Genomic DNA, 19530 nt, shown 5'->3' on the forward strand with positions numbered 1-19530 from the left:
TGAGATTATGACAATGTTAGTTGTAACCACCCGCGGCCTTGTTGCTGAAGAATGGGTTGAACATATTGAGAAGCGTGACCGCCTTATGGTTGATGCTGATCATCTCGTGAATACAGCTATGGATATGGAATTAGATGTCACTCCATTTCGCCAGTATCGCCAAGCTCTACGCGATATCCCTCAAACGTTCACTAATCCGGAAGATGTGGTATGGCCTCAAAAACCATCATTGCCGCAAGCGTCTGCATAATTGGGGGGCTAGCCTACATGACATATAGAAAAACTCTGCCGCGTGGTGTGCGTAACAACAACCCGCTAAACATTCGTGAGTCCAAAGGTGATCGCACTCAGTGGGACGGTGAACACTTGCTCGACCTCGATAAAAGCTTCGAAGAGTTCAAGCACCCTGTTTATGGGTTTCGAGCGGGGGCGCGTGTTCTTCGCAGCTACTCACGACAAGGTTTTCGAACCTTGAGCGAAATAATCAACCGTTTCGCACCGTCAATTGAGAACGATACCGAGCTGTATATCAAACACGTTAGTGAATGGACAGGCATCGGGCGCAACCAGGTTGTCGATGTTAACAACAACGAACAGCTGGCAAAGCTCTTACATGCGATGAGTCGTAAGGAAGTCGGTAACTATTACGGTTTAAGCATGGCGCGTGAAGGAGTTGCCATGGCATGACCAAAGAAGACTACAAGAAAATAGCAATTACCGTTGTGGGTGGCGTTCTCGCCGCCTACACCATTAAGTTTTTAAAAGGAAAAAAACTACTATGAAAACGTTTTTAAAAGAGAACCTTTGCATCGACCTTGACCAACCATCCACAAAAAAAGGCATTGCCTTAGTCGGTGCAGGTATTGCCCTAGCCACAGGTAACCCAGAATTTCTAACTGCAACGGTTACAGATGCAGGTGTTCAATATGGCGGCTTAATTGGCACGGTTGTACCGCTAGCCATGGGACTATGGGAAGCCTTTCGCAAAGAGTGGGACTAATGGAGTATCAAACTATATTAGTGTTTGCGCTTAGTTCGCTTTTCTCTGGAATCGGTGTCGGTATGACATTAAAAACTGATGTGAAATGGCTACGGGTTATGCTCGAAAAGATGGACGAGCGTGTAACGAGATTAGAAAACAGATCATGAAACGTTATTATCTAGTGGTTATACCGGTTCTATTGCTTAGCTCTATCGGCGTCTATGCCAGTACTAAGCGTAAACGAAACTTCACAGACTATGATGCAAGTAAGCTACCAGATCCTAAAGGTAATAAGATCCCAAACCTAAGCAAGTTTATCGATCAATTATAAAGCTCGTTTCTACGAGCTTTATTTTTAACGGTGCGTTTAATCTCTTGCTGCTTAAGCTTAAACCGTCTCTTTTTTTTTCGCCTAAATTGAACAACATTAGACGCCGTTTCAAAACTCATCTTGATATCTAGCTCCATGAGGTCATACGCTGATAATTCACGCCCCCCAGGAGTGTAGAGAATATCCCCCCGAATCTTAAAGCCTCTCCATGATTTCGAAGTCGGCAAGTATCCACGGTGCATAACTAAGAGCAATCGAATAACTGACAAAGGCCAGTTCCCCTTTGCTTGCCAGTTCTTAACGGTTTGAGGCGTTACACCAAAATAGGTGGCAGCCTCATCTCGCCCGTCAAAATGCCATAACAGCAGATCATTAACCTGATTGATGTACAGACCGTTATTGAATAGCTCGTCTTTTATCTTATTTTTCATGTGATCTAAGTCTCATTTTTTATAAATGGACGAAAATCATATTTTTCTACTAGTTCAGTCGCAATCAACATAAGAGCTTCATATATATAAATATTTACATTTGTGAGAAACCTATCACTGCTCTATTTGGGTTGTACTGATTATTTAAACATTAGTGCAACAAATTTTACATAAGAAGCCATAATACGCAGTTGGCTTGTAAGCGCAAAGTTGTAATGTCACTATTTTCCAAAGTTATTCTTATCATCGTTTCCCCTTAATCCCTTAATACTACTGGCGCCTCAAGCATATTGAGTTCACCAGCATTCTCTAGACGCTCTTTTAACTCAATCATTATACGTGTGGCCAACATCTACATGATTCGTTTACACAAAGCCGATCAACGAGAACATTTGTTCCACCTGTCTGCTTACATCTGTTTTGTACTCATGATTCAGCGCGCTGTGTGTAAACCCTGTGGGCATTGCTGTCGTTTCTTTTTCAGGTTTTACACACGCCACCGTATTTCTTGTTGGCTACACACGTTGAATTCTGTTTTGTGTTATCCACTAAGCCAGTTAAGTTTTCTCACACGAGCTCGTCTGTAAGTTTCCATGCTGAATTTTTTTAACTCAACTTGCAGCTCGCAATAAAGTTAGTGTTTGTTGGTTAGATTATTGGATTACTCTGTGTGTTCCTCAGATCTACATAATGTCATGAACAGACTTGTTCAAATCGGTTAAGTCACTTTACCTAAACCACAAACATCCACGCTCGCGGTTACTTGCCGTTAGACTATCGTTGGAATGGATTTAAGGTGCACTTTGACCGTGCTACCTTGATCACGCCTGAACGACGCGAGTTTAATCCGAAAGAATTGCTCAGTTTTGCGTATTAGCGCGACGAACATCGTCAGCTCGTTGAACGCCACGGTCGAATTGATTCCCCAAAGTTTTACCCACCTAAGGAGCATCCGTTGCCATTTCGTGGCGGTCGCCGCATGCCAGCGAAGCCTTGGGTGCCCACCAAATTAAAATAAAACCAGGTACAACACCCACAAGCAATAATATCACTCGCTCTCCAGGAATCTTGATTGGACACCTAGCCTACTTCGCCTAGGACAGCTAATGACAAAGTGTGTAACAAACATTTTGATGTTAATGGTTACTACCAGACAACCGCTTGAATAAACGACTTATATTTCTGCTATTTCGCCTCGCTTTTCGTTTTTGTACTTTCTAAAAACGGCTACACTTCGTTGACTGTCAGTTATATTGCACTTGTCTAGGCGAGCTTCGCTCAGCTCACTACCAGTCAGATTAGCACCTTGTAAATTTGCATTTGTAAAATCAACCCCGACAAGGTCAGCGTTTTCAAGGTTAGCGTTCTCGAGATTGACTTCACTTAGAGTTGAACTTTTTAAATTCGCATGATCAAGGCGAGCGTTGCTTAAGTTTGCTCCCGATAATAATGAGGTCTGAAGCTTTGCTTCTGTTAAACAAGCCTCAGTTAAATCAGCCCCTTTCAAGTTTGCTTTACTTAGGTTTGCCATTTTCAGGTTTACATTTTTCAAACTCGTACTGTTCTGTTTTCCAGTACCATGAATTGAAGTAGTTAGTTGCGCGTCTATTAAGTTCGCTTTACTCAAATTTGCATTATCAAGAAGTGCACCATTTAAACAAGCCCCTTCAAGGTTTGCTTCGCTTAAGTTTGCACCTTTAAGATTAACGTTTTGTAAGTTCGCTCCTTGAAGATTCGCGCCCCGTAAATTTGCACCGTCCAATTTTGCATTATCCAAGTTAGCCCCTTCAAGGTTTGCTTCGCTTAAGTTTACCGAATTAAGCGATGCGTTCTTTAAGTCACTATGATCCAAAGAAGCATACTTTAGATCAAAGTTGGCTAGTTGATTTTTATTGGCAATCTCAAATCCGGTCAATAAGCACCCATTCCTTTCATTAAAAAACAACCCAACTTTAGATTTATTAACCGTTTTGATGAACTTAACCATATTATCAGTTTTATTAAATGGGTCACCTTTGTCTACAAGGATACCGATCTCTACGCCATAAACTATTAAAAACTCTCTAATGCTTAAATGAGAAAATCGAAATTCGCCATATGAATTTCGATTTAATAGAGAATTTGTGCCAATATCAATATGATCTATCCCTTCAATAACTCGCTCCACCGAGTCTTTTAATAGGAGAATATGTGATTCACGGTGACATAATTGCTGAATATGTTTCAAAGCTACTGTATGAGTATTATGTCTTTGCATTGTTTCTGCTAGCCAAATGCAAGCTTTAAGCAAGTCTTCTTTATTGATATTTTTATCATGATGCTGTCTTAGCTTAATCACTTCACGATTTAACCATGTATCTACTAAACCTTTATATAGCTCATACTCTGTTGCCCCTTGTCGGTGGCTTTCCAGTAAAGTTTCAACATGTGACAACAAAAAAGGTCGAAATTGAAGCGAGCCTATGCCTTTGATTGACTGTTTTGCATCGCGCTGCTTAGGGTCATCAAAACGGTTCAATATGAACTTCAAGTTTCTGGGATAACGCTTCTCTAGATATGCGTCGACCTGTTCATTAGTAAATAAGGAAAGATAAATCAAAGGGCAATCGTAGTTATTAAACGATATTTTGCCCATGGTGTTAAATGCAGATTCTGCCGTTTCAGGAAAGAATTGTGTACGACAAGTTATGATTACCCTGTAAAAACAACTAGTTGCTTCTAGTATCTTAGTTAATCGATCACTTGTGCCACCTTGCTTACATTGGGTATCTTCGTCTAATGAATCTAGTAAGAGTACAGTTTTAGTCTTATTTTCGATTTTGCTAATATCACTTAAGGTCGTGGCTCCTAACTTTAGCAACTTACATTCGTAATCTTTCGGCCAGAAAGCCATCAAGTGACTAAGTTTGACCATCATCATCAAGGAGGTTTTCCCCATACCAGCATCGGCGAGGATAAACATCTGACTAGCACCGTCTCTAGTCAAAATATTCCGATTTAAAAACTTGTTTATAGTTTCAAACACTCCAGCTCTTATTGATGAAATTGTCTCATCTTCAAGCTCATCCGCAGGGTTAACCTGCTGACAATTTGGTTGAATATAAAACTTTGCAAGTTCTTCACAATTACCAAATATATCATTAATTCTAACTAATTCTTTATTTCGCTTATCAACATTATTTTTTAATACTTTAGTTAGAACTGTTAATAGCTTAGTAGCCATTTTTGTAGAAATAAAACTAGTTGCTTCCATGATTCACCGACTGTTGCCAAGAGTTTAATTATATAAATTCAATTAGTTTGTTACTTATTGTGTAACTTTCGTGCTGAATCAGTTAGCTCTTGTGATAACTTCCACATTGCGTCTGTCGCTGAACTTATATATTCAATGGACATATCTAGTTGTGGCCCATTTAATGAAACTCCTGGTATCTCGTCAAAATTCTTTGTCGCATTCGGAATCCCACCATTATGAACCCAATCATTTCGGATAAATCTAACTTCATTTTCAAGCTTATCAAACGCACTCTCGAATTGTTCAGAAGTTTCAGTCAACAGGCCAAGATCTTTATAACTTTTAACAAGGTGACTTAAGTCACTTCCTGATTTCTTCTTAGGTAACTCTGGGGAGTGCCCCATTTGTTCGGCAATGTTTCGATAAAACTTTTTCAATTCACATTCAAAAACAGCCCAATTTGTAACCAACATCGACTGACGTTGGTACATAGGCATCAATTTTGTGAATATAGCTTTAAAATCGTACTCTTCTTCACTTACACCAGCAATATGTGATATTTCAATCTCAACAACTTCACCAGGATCATCCGTATACTGCTGCTGAAACATGTTTTTTGTGTATGTCTCAACGTGTTCATCTATATTACCTACAAAGCTATCAGTAAGTTCGGCCTGTTTCGAATTAAAAGCCTGAACTAAACGTAACTCTTCAGGAGAAAAATAATATGGGATCTGTCTTAACATGTCATACCTATAAATGAAAACAGCTACGCAGCATTTTGCTTCTTAATAATGCTACCATCTACCTTAAACATTGAAGCCCAACCTTAAACTAATAACGTCAAGCAGTGGGAATCACCCCTAAGTGCACTTTTAGATCGGTTTATCCATTATAATATTGCTTACAAGATGGACACTTATGATTCCCGAATCTACTAAATGTACCCGAAACTTTACTTAAGCGGACTTGTTGATTTTTAGTTTCGTAACAAGCAGAACAAAACGGCCCGTCATCATTAGAGCTATAGTAAGCAAAACCTCTAAAATCTAGCTGATTTAGATTACCGCCTTGAGAGTTCTTCAATTCGTTCATTTCGATTTTCATTTGGGAGTTTTGTTCGATGACCTCAGCTAATGCAAGCTTCGTATCAGCTAACTCCAAATTTAAGTCAGCTAAAATATTCTTAAACTCAGCGTCTTCGATATTCTTGCTTATTTCTCTTAAACGCTTTGCCAAACTGATAGCCTGGCCAATTGAACCTAACACGTCACTCATTGATTGCTCCGATTTCAATATATCTAGGGTTGTTTTTAAAATTTGGTAGGTGCTTACCGACACTCACTTCGAATTAACGAACAATGGCACACGTTTATGAACCAGTCTCAAAGCGTTTGTTAACTTTCATTGTGATGAACTATAAACCTAGCTCTTTCATAAAGTTCATCGAAAGTGATTATCTCTGGATTTATAGTATTTTTCCGAAACAACTCAAATGACCTCAGCTGATCTTTGTTTACGCCATGCTCTCCAGAAAACTCCTCGAGGCTACCTATTACAAGAAATGATTTAGGTTGGTAGTTGTATACTTCCTCTCCAGTAGGGTTACCAGATGAATCATCTAGGCTTATCTTCGTTGAGAGGCTATCAACAGCTAAAGCCACTGTTCCCTGAACTTGAGCAACAGCCCCTGCAAGTTCTTTCGAAGGAGCCCAGCACCCAGCTCGATAAGGCTTAGTATCCAACAGTTTTGTTGTATGAATTTTAATTTCAACAAAACAGAGATTTGAAATGATACCTTTGGTTTTCATCAAAGCATCTACTCGTTTACCATGATCAACAATACTATGACCTTGAACCACTTGTTCAAGCTTTTTATCATCTAAACCTGAGAGAAATAGATAACCTAACCCATACCCAAATATCCATTCGTTTTTTTCAAAATACTTTTGCCACAACCCTTCATCTTTGGTGTTTTTCTGTGCTTTAAGTTTGGAAAAATACTGCTCATCATTTAACAAACGTTTAAACACCTCAATCTGCTTTTTTCGATACCCTACAGATACTATATCCTGTGTTGTGATTTCTGAGCGCAATACTTCCGCGAATAGTTCATGGTTATCGTGTAACAACGTTTTTGCCTGCGAATCAGATAAAGTGATTCGACTTAAGTCTTCATCTGTAATATTTACTGACCCACGGTGTGTAAAATTGATAGCTTGAATATTTCGAATAAATTCGACTAGTTTACCGATTTCATCGCCAACAAATGAAAAACTTGCATTGTGAGGCTTATCTGTTGCAACACTATATCCCTGAATATTTAGAACAAAAATACCTTTCGTATCTTCGAAAAATTTTGCGGTAATATATGATTTGGCGTTAGTTTTATGGCGAATTACCGTTTCACCTTTAATCGTGCCAAATGCATAGGAGTCAGGGGATTCAATCAATTTTGAAGCGATTCTAATTTTTCTTTCACCGATAAACTGATTAAGGCTAGGACTGATATATGTCTTACCTTCAACTGGGTTATCATAATTATCCATATATTACCTAATCCTCCTAACCTTAAAGAAAGCTAAAGCCGCATCAAGCGGACAAAAATAGTGGGTTAAATTGTGTAACGAAACGAAGAAAAAGCTATCATTTTTTGTTCCGTTTAAATGCTTTGTCAGCACTGTTCTTGTTGGACGAGCTTTCCTTTTTTAAAGATGTAGGTACCATTTTCTGACTTCATAGTACTTAAACAATTTGGACATTTTTCGCTAGCAGATAAAACACCATTAACTGTTATATCAATGTTACCTACTTCTGGAACCATATCTCCTTCAAGACAACACACTTCACATGAAACTTTAACAGATGTGATATCTCGAGACTTTGTTGCAATAAACCCTTTAGCTTCGGGAATTATATAATTACCTAAGGAAGGCTGCCCACGACTTGCTGAGACCGCTCTATATGTGTTACTAACTCCACCAATAAAAGCTAATACTTCATCGAAAGCTTCTCCATCTTTGAAACCAACCCAATGGTTTCCATTATCGTACCAATACTCTTTGCCAGCTACACAGATAGCTCTTATATGTGCGAAATCATCACCGTATTGTTTTCTATAACGCTCAGCTTCATTTAAGCCAGTTCCTTTTAAATCAGAGTTCAATGCAAAGACTACTGACCTGATTTTTTCAATAGAATGGTGCTTTTCTTTTCCTTGTTCATCTTTAAGTCCAGGGAGGTACGAAAAGTTTGTAGCTAAATCCTTAGCGCTATCATGTGCCATACGAAGTTCTTTTGCATTGAGTGTGGTTTTGACTTCTATCGTATATAAAACAGACTCGATAGGAAAAATCCCCAATTTGTCATCTACTAAAACAGGAGGAAGAATAGCTTTATTGTATAGAATAATGTCTAGCTGACCTGACATTTCACCAGTATAAGCATCAATTATTTGTCCTGTACCAACTCCAATATCGGCGGGTAACAGAGGTTCGAACAATTGACTAATCAATAACTCAAGAACGGTACCTTTTACACCTTGATGAGAGAATCCAGATGCGGCTTGAGCTTGCGAAATCGCGGATATCACTTTAGATCTAAGTAACTTTTGGTATTGATTACTTACTGCCATTTATGAAATACCTCTGAAGGGCTAACAGCTATTTGATAAATAACTCTACAGTCAAATACAGAATCATTCTATCTAGCGTGATTTATTGGAACGAATTATAACCATTAACCTTTTTTATAACAGTGATTTAAATCATCAGGTGTGCAACTAAATGCTAAAATGATAGGCTCATAAAGATAAAATATAGAAAAAGCCACTTTTGTCAGAAAATGGCTCTTTTGATTAGTCGATTTTAGCGGCGCTTCTTGTAGCGTTTGCGCGTAGTGTTTGCCCTAACCACTCGCCCATTTCTAAGCGTGTAGCCCTTCATTAACTGGCCATTTTGCTTGCGGCCTTTGCACTTATAACCTTTCTTAGCCATTGGGATCCTCCAATTTTCGTATCCGTTGCTCTTGGTCTTGTTGCACTCGTTTTATCCAGTTGATGTCTGTTTTCAGGGCTGCAATCGTGCCAAGGCTTGAGACTCCACCGGTAATAAGTGCAATGATTAACGCATCGAGGTATGCCATCACTTCGTTTTCCATCGAGATGCGTAGTATTCAAGTAGGTATCGCACCATAGCGCGCATGCCCAGCGTATCGACCACAACAGCACCGACGACAAACCAATAAGGGTTAGGGATGTTCTGCAGTGCATTGAAGCCTTGTTCGACATATGGCGCGTAATTAGGAATGAAAGATAAGATGAGTGGTACGAACGCTCTCATAGACAACAAAGTGTTTCGATAAAACGAACTCCAAAAAGTGACACTGCAACATAACCACCCTCCACTTTAATTGATGGACAGTCGTTATCACGCCATAAAACTCGTAAACACCACTCTGATTACAACAAACCGAGCCACTTCAATTTAACTGTATAAATATACAGTCAAACTATTACCCCCGTAAAAACCGCACTTATTGAGTAAATAACATTCAGAATCAAGGGGCTGCGTTCAATTTTTAAACTTGAATTTGGTCTAATGGTCCGCATTCCTGTATAACCGTCAATTCTGGGTCAGTTTTGGGTATAGCTATTTTATCAATGCTAATACTCTAATCTCCGATTGCGCCAACTCTAAGGCATTGCGCATTACATTCGAATCACGTGTACGGGTTAGTATCATGAGCGACAAAGCATTCCGAAAACTCAACATATTCCTTTCGATTTTTTGCCTAGCAATCACGCTAGTGTCGTTGATCTCATTTAATACGCTCATGAATAAAAGCTACGTTATTACGCCAGACAAATACCCTACACGCGTTAACACAGACAGAGACCACGATGGTGGCACCGTAGGTTCATTACATAAGTCAGAAGATGGAATTGAGTTACAGTGTGACTTTGAAAGAACCTATAGCTTACCCTTCTGTGAAATTGAATTCGTTATATCGACACAAGGTAAAGGGCTCGATCTCTCTACGTTCGATTCGGTCACCATTAATATGGATTACCAAGGCCAAGAAGACCCAAGGTTTCGCTTCTACATTCGTAATTACGACAAGAATTACAGCGTGAAAAGCGATGCTATGTCGAACAAGTTCAATCGCTTAGACTTCTCATTACCAGATAAAAACCACATCGACTTAAACTACTTCAATGTTCCTTTCTGGTGGATTGATCATTATAACCGCCCTGTTTCTGATAGCGCTGTAGACATTACGAACGCGGTATCTGTTGAACTCGGGCTTGGTGCCAGCACGCTTGCTGGGCATCATTCACTTAAGATCTCGAGCATTGTTTTCCACGGTAAAGTCATCAGCAAGGCTTTGCTAGGTGAGCTATTGGTTGGACTATGGGTGATATACGCGATCTACTATGTCGCTTGTGCTTTACATATTGCACAACGAAACAAAACGCGTTCAGCACAGCAACAACGCCATTTAACCCAAGAAATTGAAGAGCTAAAGGTAAAGGCCACAACCGATCCGTTGACCGGATGTAGAAACCGAACCGAAGCGTTAGATGCCTTCTATGATTTCGAATGGCTGGCGCAACAAGGAAAAACGATTCACATCGCGTTGTTTGATTTAGACTATTTTAAGCAGATCAATGATCAACATGGCCATGAAGTGGGTGACAAAGTACTTATTCAGTTTGTCGCAACGGCGAACAAGAGCCTTGGTGAGCAGTACTTGCTTTATCGCTGGGGTGGTGAGGAGTTTCTACTCGTTTGCCTGGAACAAACTGCGCTACAGTGTAACGAATCTATCGATAATTTTTACTTAGCAATGGAGCAAAGCCCTTGGCCTAAAGCGCTTAAAGTCACGGCTTCGACCGGAGTAACGCAGCTTAAGGAGCATGAATCGATACGTGCTGCCATCAAGCGTGCAGACAAGGCACTTTACCAAGCGAAAGACAACGGACGAAACCAAGTCGTTACGTTTTATTAAGGCTCGCTAGACTGGACCGCAGCTACTCAATCAACAAGCCATTAATACCCAGTCGATATCTACTCTCCACTTAAGCACCCATCAAATTGTTAACCGCTGACTAAACAAGCCCATAAGCTTTGCTGTCTCATCAGAACTCAAATCGATTCGTATGCCTATAAGCGCGCTCTCACCATCTGCTATAACACCATCTGCTATAACACCATCTGTAATAACGCCATCAATAGCATTCTCAGGTTGATACTTATCGTTCCTGAATCGCTCTATAAACCGCTCTTCCGTACGCCTCTAAGCTTCCTAACCACTTGTTTTAAAAGTCCACACATTTGGCTAGTAAAGCGCGCTCTAACCAGTGGTAAGTCACTCGCGGTATCGGTTTTGAACATTACCGTCGCTACTTATCTCGCACTGTTTTTAGATGAAATCCTCATTTGTCTGCTTGTGAACATTCATACACTCGTATCCGCTAAAAACAGAAGTCACAACGTCACTAGCCTTAAAAAACGCCATATATTGAACCACTTAGACATGGTGACATAAATACTGACACCTAAAATGGCAATTGTTTTGCTTTCAGATCTTACTGTAATTTAATTACAAATAGAAACCGAAAAAAGCTTACAAAGTGGATTACTCCGCTGTAACTTACTGAATAAGCTAGATTTAAGGGTTTTGATTAGGTCGGAATTTAGGGTAACTAAAGAGTGGGTATGTACGAGATAATCTACTAGAGGGTAATATATTTAGTTATAGTGCACTAAGGCGCTAAAAAAGAAGGGCTGATGCCCTACTCTTCTTTATTACTCATTTCTTCACGAATTTGCTCAGCAACGATTTTGATAGCTTGTGCTGTGCTGATGCCCTGAGTCATCATTTCTTGAATTCGTTCAACAGCTTTCTGTTGCTCTTCGTGAGAAAGGGTTGGTAAGTCGTTTAGCATGCTCTGCTCCTTTATTTAGGAGCAGAACTATATAAGGACTGTTAGTAACTAGCAAGGAAATTGATTGAAGCACCCATTGCATTTTCGTTTGTGTAGTTCGCACTTAGATCTAACTGGAACAAGTTAAGTGGTGAGATACCAATACCGGCTGTGACTGTTCCTTCCGAATCAGAGTAAGCTAGGTTCTTGTAGTACCCTCCCCTTAACTTAAGCTGACGCAGAAGATCAACTTCAGTACCAACACGAATCATCTGTTCGTTATCATCAAACGAAGTAAACTTCTCAGTCTCATTTAGGTCGTAATCAACACTAAACGAAAAGTAATCCGATACGATGCCTGCACCAACCGTATACACAGGCTCTAGTTGGTAAGTGTATTTACCACCGACTTGGTGTGTCGCACTACTTGTGCTGCTGTTAAGCGTTCTCGTCGTATCTTTGGTTTCTATATCTCTAGAGATCAAATTAGTTGCTGCAACACCTACTCGGAACGGGCCGAAGAACCAAAGTGCACCAGCATCCATGTTGAATGCTGTATCACCATCACTATTTTCTCTCACGTCAGATAAATCGTAATCATTAACCGATGCAACATAGTTGTACGTGTAAATACGTTGGATTTTAGGTGTGATACCAAATGAAATGTGTTGGCCCATAAAGGTTTGGTATTTTGCTAGAGAAAGCCCGACTTCTGCTACACCGATTGAAACCGCTTCAACTGTAGACAGTTCAACTTTGTCTTCATCTGAACCTGTCGTGTAAACGTTAGGAGTCGCAAATGATTCTGTATAGGCTTTAGCGAAAAGGTTGGCTGCAACAAACTGATTAGGAAGCGCAAATGCGACAACACCACCCAGTTCAACATTAGCTTGGTTGCCATCAAGATTATTAAGCGCTGCGTCCAGGTCTGCAGTATTTGACGCATCAACGACGCTATCGATATTCGATTTCATATCGTTAGGGTCATTATAGCTACCGCCAAAACTTGGCGTAATCATGCCCATATCATCGTTACGACGATAAATAGCAACAAGTGCCGGGTTATAGAATGGAGCGGTTAGGAAGTTTGCTGAAACAACACCAACACCACCCATCGCATCACCACGCGCTTCAATGGCGTAGTTTGCTGCTGAAAGAGGAAGACTGGCGAATGCAATTGATGCTGCGAGTAGTTTAGTTGTATTTTTCATGCCGTTTATCTTTGTTAGATCCCTTACATAGTTAACGGCACAATTTTAAATTACTTTAACTCTTCTTCGCTAGAAATATCATAAGTTTTACTGATAGTTTGTGCTTGTTCTATCGCTATGTCGCCTTGCCAGCGTGAATGAACCATTGATACCGCCAAAACGTAGCGATCATTTGGAAGTTCTTCGCCAGTTAGGTTCATTGGATAATCAGATTCATAGCTCTTGCCCCACACCTGCTCATAGTGTTCATCGACATAATCGTACAAACCAATTTCGAGTTTAGGAAGAGGACAATAAGGGTTCAGAAGTTCTTTTTTATCGATTCGCCAGGTGTCTTTTGAAGACCAGCGAACTTGCTGACGCATTGCAACTTCACCAAGGATAATCCAAGTACTCCAAGAATTTCCACTATCGCCTTTCACACTTAGACGATACAAACCCGATTCTAGTTGAGACGCTAAATTGTAACGCTTTTGGAAGAGGCTCACCGCTGCGTTATTTACGACTTCATTTTCTTTGGTGAACTCACTATCAGATGACACAACCTTATCGACCCATTTTTCGAAGGTTATGTCTTTAATATCATTTTCGGACTCAACATTAATTGCGACACGAAATGTATCTCTGCCGGGACTTTGAATAACGTGTCGTTTAACGACGACTGAACTGATCCAATCTGGCAGTGTTTTTCTTGTGAGGGTTTTACCACAATCTTTGTTCAATGCTTGATCGAACAGTTCATTGAGGTGTTCTTCTCGTGATTGAGAAGAGTTGATTTGCCAAACTTCCACTAGTGAATCAAACATCTGAGGTAAATCATTATCCAATAGATGTTTATGTACTTGAGTCAAAGTATCGCTACTCTTGAACCAATCCGCTGCTTGCACGGTATTCGCCACGCAAGACAACATTAATAGTGGAAGTAAGGCTTTTTTCATTACGCTTTCATCTTGTAACCAACGCCACGAAGCGTTTCAATTTCTAGACCTGGTAGCTTCTGTCTTAGTTGCAGAACGTGCGTGTCTACCGTACGTGTTGTTGGGAAATGGTTGTAACCCCATACATGGTCAAGTAGCTCATCACGTGTGAAAACACGGCCAAGGTTACTTGCCAAAAATAGCAACAGGTCAAATTCAGTACGCGTTAAAGTAACTTCCAGTTCATTGAAAAACACTTCACGTGTCGCTTTGTCGATAACAAGATTTTGAGCCATTACTTTTGATGCATCTTGATCCTCAGCATCAGGAAGGCGTAACTGCGCACGGATTCGAGCAAACAGTTCAGCTTCAGCGAAAGGCTTAGTTAGGTAGTCGTTTGCACCTGAATCTAGGCCCGCTACTTTGTCTTTTACTGTTACGAGAGCCGTTAGCAAAATAACAGGGATGTCTTTCTTTTTCTTCCAACCTGGAAGTGAATCTACTGAGTCACCATCAGGAAGTTGACGGTCTAGAATCACTAGATCCGCTTGTTCCCAATAGCCTTCAACTTCAGAGATCAGTTCTGCATGCAAACATTCATATCCAGCTTGCTCAAGGCTAACTAATAAACCGTCAGCTAAATTTTTATCATCTTCAACGAGAAGCAATGTCTGTTTCACAAGGTATCTCCAAAATAAATGTTGTTGGGGGGCCAATAAGCGTCATGTGACCGCCCATTTTTCCGACCATAGATTCCACTATCGTCAGACCTAAACCGAGTCCACTCTTACTTACGAATGGCTTTCTTAGTTGCCCCCAATCTTTGCGAGACAAGTCTCCATTATCTATAACTTTGAATGTCAGCTTCTTGTCAGAAGTATTCAGTTCTAGTATCACTGGAGCGACACCGTATTTCACGGCGTTTCTGATCAGGTTGTCGATACACGTTCCTAACCAATATACGTTTACTTTTGCAGCAATATCTTTGTTTACGCGAAGTTCTATACCTGGAGCAAAGTCTTCTTCAACTTTGTATTGAAGCCACTCCTCCACACTTGGTACCCACTCTGTCGCCAACGGTTGGTTGTCTGATTGCAAATAGTCTTTGCTTGCTTCTGCCAACTGCCTCAAACGGCGCGTATCTTCGCACAGCCGACGAAACTCATCATATACTGATTCAGGCAAGTGTTCGAACTCTCGTCTGAACCCTTCAACCGTCAATGACAAACTCGCAATCGGCGTTCTTAATTCGTGCGTTAGAATTTGAAGAACCAGCATACGGCTCTTCATCTCTTGTTTCTTACTGTTCCAACGGTAAATCGCCCAACCCAAAACAAGCATGATGTTGGCAATCACCAAGATAAACATGGCAACTTGCAGAAGCTCTGAATGATCTTCTATTTCCCAACACACATTGCCGCGTTGTACGAAGCAACTTTTACCTTCCGAAGACAAACTGAACGATAAACCAGAAAGTGTTGCGTTTTCATTCCAAACTGATTCTTTGTACAGGTAGTACCTATCGCCGCGCTTTACCCACATTTCATCGAGTTCTACAAACATACTCGCGCCCGCTAGCAGCGCGGTGATAGCTTCACTGTCCATTTGTTGTAAGCGAGACAACAGTTCGTCGTGTTCAGTGTTTGGACGCTCTTGAATATGCATAAAGCGTTTCAGAGAGTCGAACTTTTCTGGGTATTTCTCTACGTATCGTGCGGCATAAGAGCCACCACCAGGGTGAATCAAGCCACTGCGGCTAAACCAACGATCTGAAAGCTTGGTACCTTTACACATCGCACGAGTAAAAACTAAAGGCTCTGTAATCAACGGACTTAGCGGTAATTTCCCGCTACAAGTCTTTGATAACTGGTATAAACGCTGGATATCTTTTAACGGGTACTCTGCTGTTTGTGGCAGCATTGACGACGGCATGATCAAGCGTGTTGGATAATCAGCCTGCAGCACTCGAATATCATAAGATTCGATGGCGGTTTCATGATCAAAGAGTTTGGTGAAATTATCGATACGCTCGGGTAAAGAGTCAGCAAATGCATTTGCTGACACAGATAACGTAGCAATAAGAAGAGAAAATGTTCTTTTGATGATCACAAACCAACGCAAATTCATATAGATCAAACAAATATATACCATTCACTATCAAAGATAAATTTTTAACCGCATGAAAAACAATAGTAATGGCGAGTTATAACAATAAATAGCATCATATTAGAATTGTGTTGCACAAGCGTACTCACAAGTTTAGTGGATTAATCCAACGATCATTCGAACACGTTTTGCTTTGGTTTCTTTACCCTATTATTTGTGGGTTTGGGTTAAGACAAGTTCTGAGGATCAAAAAAAGGAGCTCAAATGAGCTCCTTATCGAGTTATTACAGATTTCTTAGAGGTGATCTCTATAGATGCTCTAAGATGCTTAGACAGCTCTTTTTAGCATCACCAAACAGCATTTGCGTATTCTCTTTGAAGAACAGTGGGTTTTGCACACCTGCGTAACCTGTGTTCATCGAACGCTTGAATACGATAACATTCTGAGCATTCCAAACTTCAAGTACTGGCATACCAGCAATTGGGCTGTTTGGATCTTCAAGTGCTGCAGGGTTCACGGTGTCATTTGCACCAATAACCAATACAGTATCTGTCTCACTTAAGTCGTCGTTGATTTCGTCCATTTCAAGAACGATATCGTATGGCACTTTCGCTTCAGCAAGGAGTACGTTCATGTGACCCGGTAACCTACCCGCAACTGGGTGGATACCAAATCGAACATTGATGCCCTGCGCTCGTAGCTTCTCAGTGATTTCATGCACTGGGTATTGAGCTTGAGCTACAGCCATCCCGTATCCTGGGGTAATGATGACTGACTTTGAGTTTTTCAACATGTCAGCTACATCTTCAGCTGATGTTTCGCGGTGTTCACCCTGCTCTTCATCGCCATCAGACACCACCACTTCTTGGCCGAATCCACCAGCAATAACGCTAATAAACGAACGGTTCATCGCCTTACACATGATGTAAGACAGAATCGCACCTGACGAACCAACCAATGCACCTGTTACGATAAGCAGATCGTTTGCAAGCATGAAACCTGCCGCCGCCGCTGCCCAACCAGAGTAAGAGTTGAGCATAGAGACAACCACTGGCATATCTGCGCCGCCAATCGATGCCACTAGGTGGTAACCGAATGCGAATGCGATAAGTGTCATCACCATAAGCGCGAACATGCTGCCGTCCGCTTTAACGAACATAATCATTAGCAATGTAGAAGCAACGATAGCCGCTAGGTTCCACTTGTGCTTATGAGGGATGTTCAATGCAGACGAAGAGATAACGCCGCGAAGCTTACCAAACGCAACAATAGAACCTGTAAACGTCACCGCACCGATAAACACGCCAAGGAACACTTCCACTAGGTGGATAACGTGCTCTGCGTGAATATCTGCAGGGTTGATAGAAACAGCAGCAGGTGGATCAATATAGCTGTTATAACCCACAAGTACCGCCGCCATACCTACGAAGCTGTGCAGAATTGCCACCAGCTCAGGCATCTCAGTCATTTCTACTTTTCTTGCGTAGTGGATACCAATACCACCACCGATCACCATAGCAATGATGATCCATACAATACCTGCAGAATGAGGGCCAAAGATCGTTGCGATCAACGCGATTGCCATACCTGTGATACCGTAATAGTTACCTGCACGTGCAGATTCCTGTTTCGATAACCCAGCCAAGCTCATTATAAAGAATACAGCAGCAACAATATAAGCTGCTTGTACTAATCCTTCAGACATCTGTTACTCCTTAGTCTTTACGGAACATTTCAAGCATACGTTTGGTCACAGTAAAGCCACCAAAGATATTGATACTTGCAATTAATACGGCAATAAATGATAAGAACGTGACGACGCCACTTCCTTGTCCTATCTGTAACAGTGCACCGACTACAATGATGCCGGAAATCGCGTTTGTCACGGACATCAGAGGCGTATGCAGAGAATGGCTTACATTCCAAACTACGTAATAACCCACCACACAAGCGAGAACAAAAACGGTAAAGTGAGATAAGAACGCAGCAGGAGCAACCGACGCTATCCAAGCGAAAGCACCAACCGCAATTGCAATGCCGGCGACTTTCTTGACTGGAGACACAGGTTGTTGAACCTTCGGTGGAGCTTTAGCTTCTTCAGGTTTAACTTGTTGTGGTTGAGCTGACACTTGAATTGGTGGCGCAGGCCAAGTAACTTCGCCCTCTTTAACCACAGTTACGCCACGCAGCACGACATCTTCAAAGTCAATATTGATGTTGCCATCTTTCTCTTTACATAGCAGCTTCAGTAGGTTGACTAGGTTAGTGGCATATAGCTGAGATGACTGAGTCGGCAGTCGACCAACCATATCGGTGTAACCAACAACTTTTACGCCATTAGCGGTTGTGATCACTTGATCTGCAACCGTGTATTCACAGTTACCGCCATTCGCAGCGGCAAGGTCCACAATCACGCTACCTGCACTCATACTGTCTACCATCTCTTTGGTAATCAGCTTAGGCGCTGGGCGACCTGGAATCAGTGCCGTTGTAATGATGATGTCGACGTCTTTAGCTTGAGCGGCATAAAGCTCTTCAGCTTTCTTGTTGAATGCTTCAGACATCTCTTTTGCATAGCCATCACCCGCGCTGGTATCTTCCTTGAAATCGACTTCCAAGAATTCAGCGCCCATAGACTCAACTTGTTCTTTTACTTCAGGACGAACATCGAACGAACGAACGATCGCACCCAAACTACCCGCAGCGCCAATTGCCGCTAGACCAGCAACACCCGCACCAGCAACCAGTACTTTTGCTGGTGGAACTTTACCTGCCGCCGTAATTTGACCCGTGAAGAATCGACCAAATTCATGCGCCGCTTCAACCACAGCACGATAACCCGCGATGTTAGCCATAGAACTCAATGCATCTAGTGCTTGAGCTCTTGAAATACGAGGTACAGAGTCCATCGCCATCACGTTGATGTTACGACTGGACAATTGTTCCATTAATTCAGGATTTTGAGCAGGCCAAATAAAGCTGACCAATGTCGCGCCATCTTTAAGTAGATCGATTTCATTTTTAGACTCGTCAACGATCGGAGCGTTAACTTTAAAGATAATATCGGATTTCCAAGCTTCATCTGCGGTTACAATTTTTGCACCAGCTTGTTCATAAGCTGCATCTTCAAAACTTGCTAACGCACCTGCTTGTGATTCAACACAAACTTCAAATCCTAATTTTAGAAGCTGTTCTACCGATTTCGGCGAAGCAGCGACTCGCGTTTCACCCGCGAGTGTTTCTCTTGGTACACCAATTTGCATAGCTATTCCTTGACTATTGGCACGAATGACTTATTCGTTTGTATCTAACGACAACTAATACTTCAAGCGTTTTGTTCAAAGAACAGGAAAAGTTATTACTTATAACGATTTGGATGGCATTTGAG

20 protein-coding genes and 2 pseudogenes are annotated in these 19530 nt (G+C 41.3%); 6 read left to right on the top strand and 16 right to left on the bottom strand.

The window, feature by feature from the left end:
* Positions 1 to 7: 7 nt before the first annotated feature.
* The 4 genes from CWO08_RS12450 (at position 8) to CWO08_RS23995 (ending at position 1313) form a co-directional block, all read left to right on the top strand.
* Positions 8 to 250: a phage tail assembly chaperone gene (locus CWO08_RS12450; RefSeq protein ID WP_016783626.1), complete on the top strand. Its 243-nt coding sequence runs from the start codon at positions 8 to 10 to the stop codon at positions 248 to 250.
* Between the two features lie 17 nt (positions 251 to 267).
* A complete protein-coding gene (locus CWO08_RS12455) occupies positions 268 to 687 on the top strand; it encodes a virion protein (RefSeq protein ID WP_065605204.1) in 420 nt (139 codons plus the stop codon).
* A gap of 91 nt (positions 688 to 778) precedes the next feature.
* Positions 779 to 1000: a hypothetical protein gene (locus CWO08_RS12460; RefSeq protein ID WP_017105004.1), complete on the top strand. Its 222-nt coding sequence runs from the start codon at positions 779 to 781 to the stop codon at positions 998 to 1000.
* Between the two features lie 145 nt (positions 1001 to 1145).
* The gene (locus CWO08_RS23995) at positions 1146 to 1313 is read left to right on the top strand and encodes a hypothetical protein (RefSeq protein ID WP_157939723.1); all 168 of its coding nucleotides are present in this window, start codon (positions 1146 to 1148) and stop codon (positions 1311 to 1313) included.
* Here the strand turns inward: CWO08_RS23995 and CWO08_RS12465 are convergent.
* Positions 1304 to 1744 carry a DUF3653 domain-containing protein gene (locus tag CWO08_RS12465; RefSeq protein WP_065605205.1) on the bottom strand — a complete coding sequence of 147 codons (441 nt, stop codon included), beginning with the start codon at positions 1742 to 1744 and terminating at the stop codon, positions 1304 to 1306. The genes CWO08_RS23995 and CWO08_RS12465 overlap by 10 nt on opposite strands.
* A gap of 742 nt (positions 1745 to 2486) precedes the next feature.
* On the opposite strand from CWO08_RS12465, the pseudogene CWO08_RS12470 reads away from it, so the two are divergent.
* Positions 2487 to 2762 (top strand): annotated as a pseudogene (locus tag CWO08_RS12470) (DUF3653 domain-containing protein); the annotation flags it as partial.
* 156 nt (positions 2763 to 2918) lie between these two features.
* Here CWO08_RS12470 and CWO08_RS12475 read toward each other — a convergent pair.
* The 8 genes and pseudogenes from CWO08_RS12475 to CWO08_RS12500 form a co-directional block, all read right to left on the bottom strand.
* Positions 2919 to 4997, bottom strand: a complete 2079-nt coding sequence (locus CWO08_RS12475; protein ID WP_108020549.1) for a pentapeptide repeat-containing protein — start codon at positions 4995 to 4997, stop codon at positions 2919 to 2921.
* 50 nt (positions 4998 to 5047) lie between these two features.
* Positions 5048 to 5725, bottom strand: a complete 678-nt coding sequence (locus tag CWO08_RS12480) for a hypothetical protein (protein ID WP_108020550.1) — start codon at positions 5723 to 5725, stop codon at positions 5048 to 5050.
* Positions 5726 to 5864: 139 nt separating this feature from the next.
* Positions 5865 to 6257: a hypothetical protein gene (locus CWO08_RS12485; protein ID WP_108020551.1), complete on the bottom strand. Its 393-nt coding sequence runs from the start codon at positions 6255 to 6257 to the stop codon at positions 5865 to 5867.
* Positions 6258 to 6376: 119 nt separating this feature from the next.
* Positions 6377 to 7528 (bottom strand): Shedu immune nuclease family protein, encoded by a 1152-nt coding sequence (locus tag CWO08_RS12490; RefSeq protein WP_108020552.1) that lies wholly within the window; start codon positions 7526 to 7528, stop codon positions 6377 to 6379.
* A gap of 125 nt (positions 7529 to 7653) precedes the next feature.
* Positions 7654 to 8613, bottom strand: coding sequence for a DUF6602 domain-containing protein (locus CWO08_RS12495; protein ID WP_108020553.1), 960 nt, complete (start codon positions 8611 to 8613; stop codon positions 7654 to 7656).
* A 232-nt stretch (positions 8614 to 8845) separates the two neighbouring features.
* Positions 8846 to 8974 carry a hypothetical protein gene (locus CWO08_RS24235; protein ID WP_258185339.1) on the bottom strand — a complete coding sequence of 43 codons (129 nt, stop codon included), beginning with the start codon at positions 8972 to 8974 and terminating at the stop codon, positions 8846 to 8848.
* Positions 8967 to 9125 carry a hypothetical protein gene (locus CWO08_RS24000; RefSeq protein ID WP_157781559.1) on the bottom strand — a complete coding sequence of 53 codons (159 nt, stop codon included), beginning with the start codon at positions 9123 to 9125 and terminating at the stop codon, positions 8967 to 8969. Before CWO08_RS24000 ends, CWO08_RS24235 begins: the two co-directional genes overlap by 8 nt.
* Positions 9122 to 9313 (bottom strand): annotated as a pseudogene (locus CWO08_RS12500) (hypothetical protein); the annotation flags it as partial. The pseudogene CWO08_RS12500 and the gene CWO08_RS24000, both read right to left, overlap by 4 nt.
* A gap of 367 nt (positions 9314 to 9680) precedes the next feature.
* On the opposite strand from CWO08_RS12500, the gene CWO08_RS12505 reads away from it, so the two are divergent.
* Entirely contained in the window at positions 9681 to 10988 is a 1308-nt protein-coding gene (locus CWO08_RS12505) for a GGDEF domain-containing protein (protein WP_108020555.1), read from the top strand.
* 787 nt (positions 10989 to 11775) lie between these two features.
* Here CWO08_RS12505 and CWO08_RS12510 read toward each other — a convergent pair.
* The 7 genes from CWO08_RS12510 to pntA form a co-directional block, all read right to left on the bottom strand.
* Positions 11776 to 11928, bottom strand: coding sequence for a YoaH family protein (locus CWO08_RS12510; RefSeq protein WP_004731009.1), 153 nt, complete (start codon positions 11926 to 11928; stop codon positions 11776 to 11778).
* Between the two features lie 41 nt (positions 11929 to 11969).
* Complete coding sequence (locus CWO08_RS12515) at positions 11970 to 13118, bottom strand: conjugal transfer protein TraF (protein WP_048660163.1); 1149 nt, start codon at positions 13116 to 13118, stop codon at positions 11970 to 11972.
* A 50-nt stretch (positions 13119 to 13168) separates the two neighbouring features.
* The gene (locus CWO08_RS12520; protein WP_048668948.1) at positions 13169 to 14056 is read right to left on the bottom strand and encodes a DUF2861 family protein; all 888 of its coding nucleotides are present in this window, start codon (positions 14054 to 14056) and stop codon (positions 13169 to 13171) included.
* Complete coding sequence (gene vxrB, locus CWO08_RS12525) at positions 14056 to 14715, bottom strand: response regulator transcription factor VxrB (RefSeq protein ID WP_009845363.1); 660 nt, start codon at positions 14713 to 14715, stop codon at positions 14056 to 14058. Before vxrB ends, CWO08_RS12520 begins: the two co-directional genes overlap by 1 nt.
* On the bottom strand, positions 14690 to 16162 hold the full coding sequence (gene vxrA, locus CWO08_RS12530; protein ID WP_108020556.1) for a sensor histidine kinase VxrA: 1473 nt from the start codon (positions 16160 to 16162) through the stop codon (positions 14690 to 14692). The genes vxrB and vxrA overlap by 26 nt, the downstream gene beginning before the upstream one ends.
* A gap of 287 nt (positions 16163 to 16449) precedes the next feature.
* A complete protein-coding gene (pntB, locus tag CWO08_RS12535; RefSeq protein WP_108020557.1) occupies positions 16450 to 17847 on the bottom strand; it encodes a Re/Si-specific NAD(P)(+) transhydrogenase subunit beta in 1398 nt (465 codons plus the stop codon).
* Positions 17848 to 17857: 10 nt separating this feature from the next.
* On the bottom strand, positions 17858 to 19405 hold the full coding sequence (pntA, locus tag CWO08_RS12540; RefSeq protein ID WP_108020558.1) for a Re/Si-specific NAD(P)(+) transhydrogenase subunit alpha: 1548 nt from the start codon (positions 19403 to 19405) through the stop codon (positions 17858 to 17860).
* Positions 19406 to 19530: the final 125 nt, after the last annotated feature.

It is taken from the genome of Vibrio sp. 10N.286.48.B8 (genome assembly GCF_003050085.1).
Lineage (GTDB): Bacteria > Pseudomonadota > Gammaproteobacteria > Enterobacterales > Vibrionaceae > Vibrio > Vibrio crassostreae.

Excerpts from the sequence above, each read along its gene's own strand:
- CWO08_RS12450 (WP_016783626.1), top strand. The coding sequence starts at position 8 with ATGACAATGTTAGTTGTAACCACCCGCGGCCTTGTTGCTGAAGAATGG.
- CWO08_RS12455 (WP_065605204.1), top strand. The coding sequence starts at position 268 with ATGACATATAGAAAAACTCTGCCGCGTGGTGTGCGTAACAACAACCCG.
- CWO08_RS12460 (WP_017105004.1), top strand. The coding sequence starts at position 779 with ATGAAAACGTTTTTAAAAGAGAACCTTTGCATCGACCTTGACCAACCA.
- CWO08_RS23995 (WP_157939723.1), top strand. The coding sequence starts at position 1,146 with ATGAAACGTTATTATCTAGTGGTTATACCGGTTCTATTGCTTAGCTCT.
- CWO08_RS12465 (WP_065605205.1), bottom strand. The coding sequence starts at position 1,744 with ATGAAAAATAAGATAAAAGACGAGCTATTCAATAACGGTCTGTACATC.
- CWO08_RS12475 (WP_108020549.1), bottom strand. The coding sequence starts at position 4,997 with ATGGAAGCAACTAGTTTTATTTCTACAAAAATGGCTACTAAGCTATTA.
- CWO08_RS12480 (WP_108020550.1), bottom strand. The coding sequence starts at position 5,725 with ATGTTAAGACAGATCCCATATTATTTTTCTCCTGAAGAGTTACGTTTA.
- CWO08_RS12485 (WP_108020551.1), bottom strand. The coding sequence starts at position 6,257 with ATGAGTGACGTGTTAGGTTCAATTGGCCAGGCTATCAGTTTGGCAAAG.
- CWO08_RS12490 (WP_108020552.1), bottom strand. The coding sequence starts at position 7,528 with ATGGATAATTATGATAACCCAGTTGAAGGTAAGACATATATCAGTCCT.
- CWO08_RS12495 (WP_108020553.1), bottom strand. The coding sequence starts at position 8,613 with ATGGCAGTAAGTAATCAATACCAAAAGTTACTTAGATCTAAAGTGATA.
- CWO08_RS24235 (WP_258185339.1), bottom strand. The coding sequence starts at position 8,974 with ATGGCTAAGAAAGGTTATAAGTGCAAAGGCCGCAAGCAAAATGGCCAG.
- CWO08_RS12510 (WP_004731009.1), bottom strand. The coding sequence starts at position 11,928 with ATGCTAAACGACTTACCAACCCTTTCTCACGAAGAGCAACAGAAAGCT.
- CWO08_RS12515 (WP_048660163.1), bottom strand. The coding sequence starts at position 13,118 with ATGAAAAATACAACTAAACTACTCGCAGCATCAATTGCATTCGCCAGT.
- CWO08_RS12520 (WP_048668948.1), bottom strand. The coding sequence starts at position 14,056 with ATGAAAAAAGCCTTACTTCCACTATTAATGTTGTCTTGCGTGGCGAAT.
- vxrA (WP_108020556.1), bottom strand. The coding sequence starts at position 16,162 with ATGAATTTGCGTTGGTTTGTGATCATCAAAAGAACATTTTCTCTTCTT.
- pntB (WP_108020557.1), bottom strand. The coding sequence starts at position 17,847 with ATGTCTGAAGGATTAGTACAAGCAGCTTATATTGTTGCTGCTGTATTC.
- pntA (WP_108020558.1), bottom strand. The coding sequence starts at position 19,405 with ATGCAAATTGGTGTACCAAGAGAAACACTCGCGGGTGAAACGCGAGTC.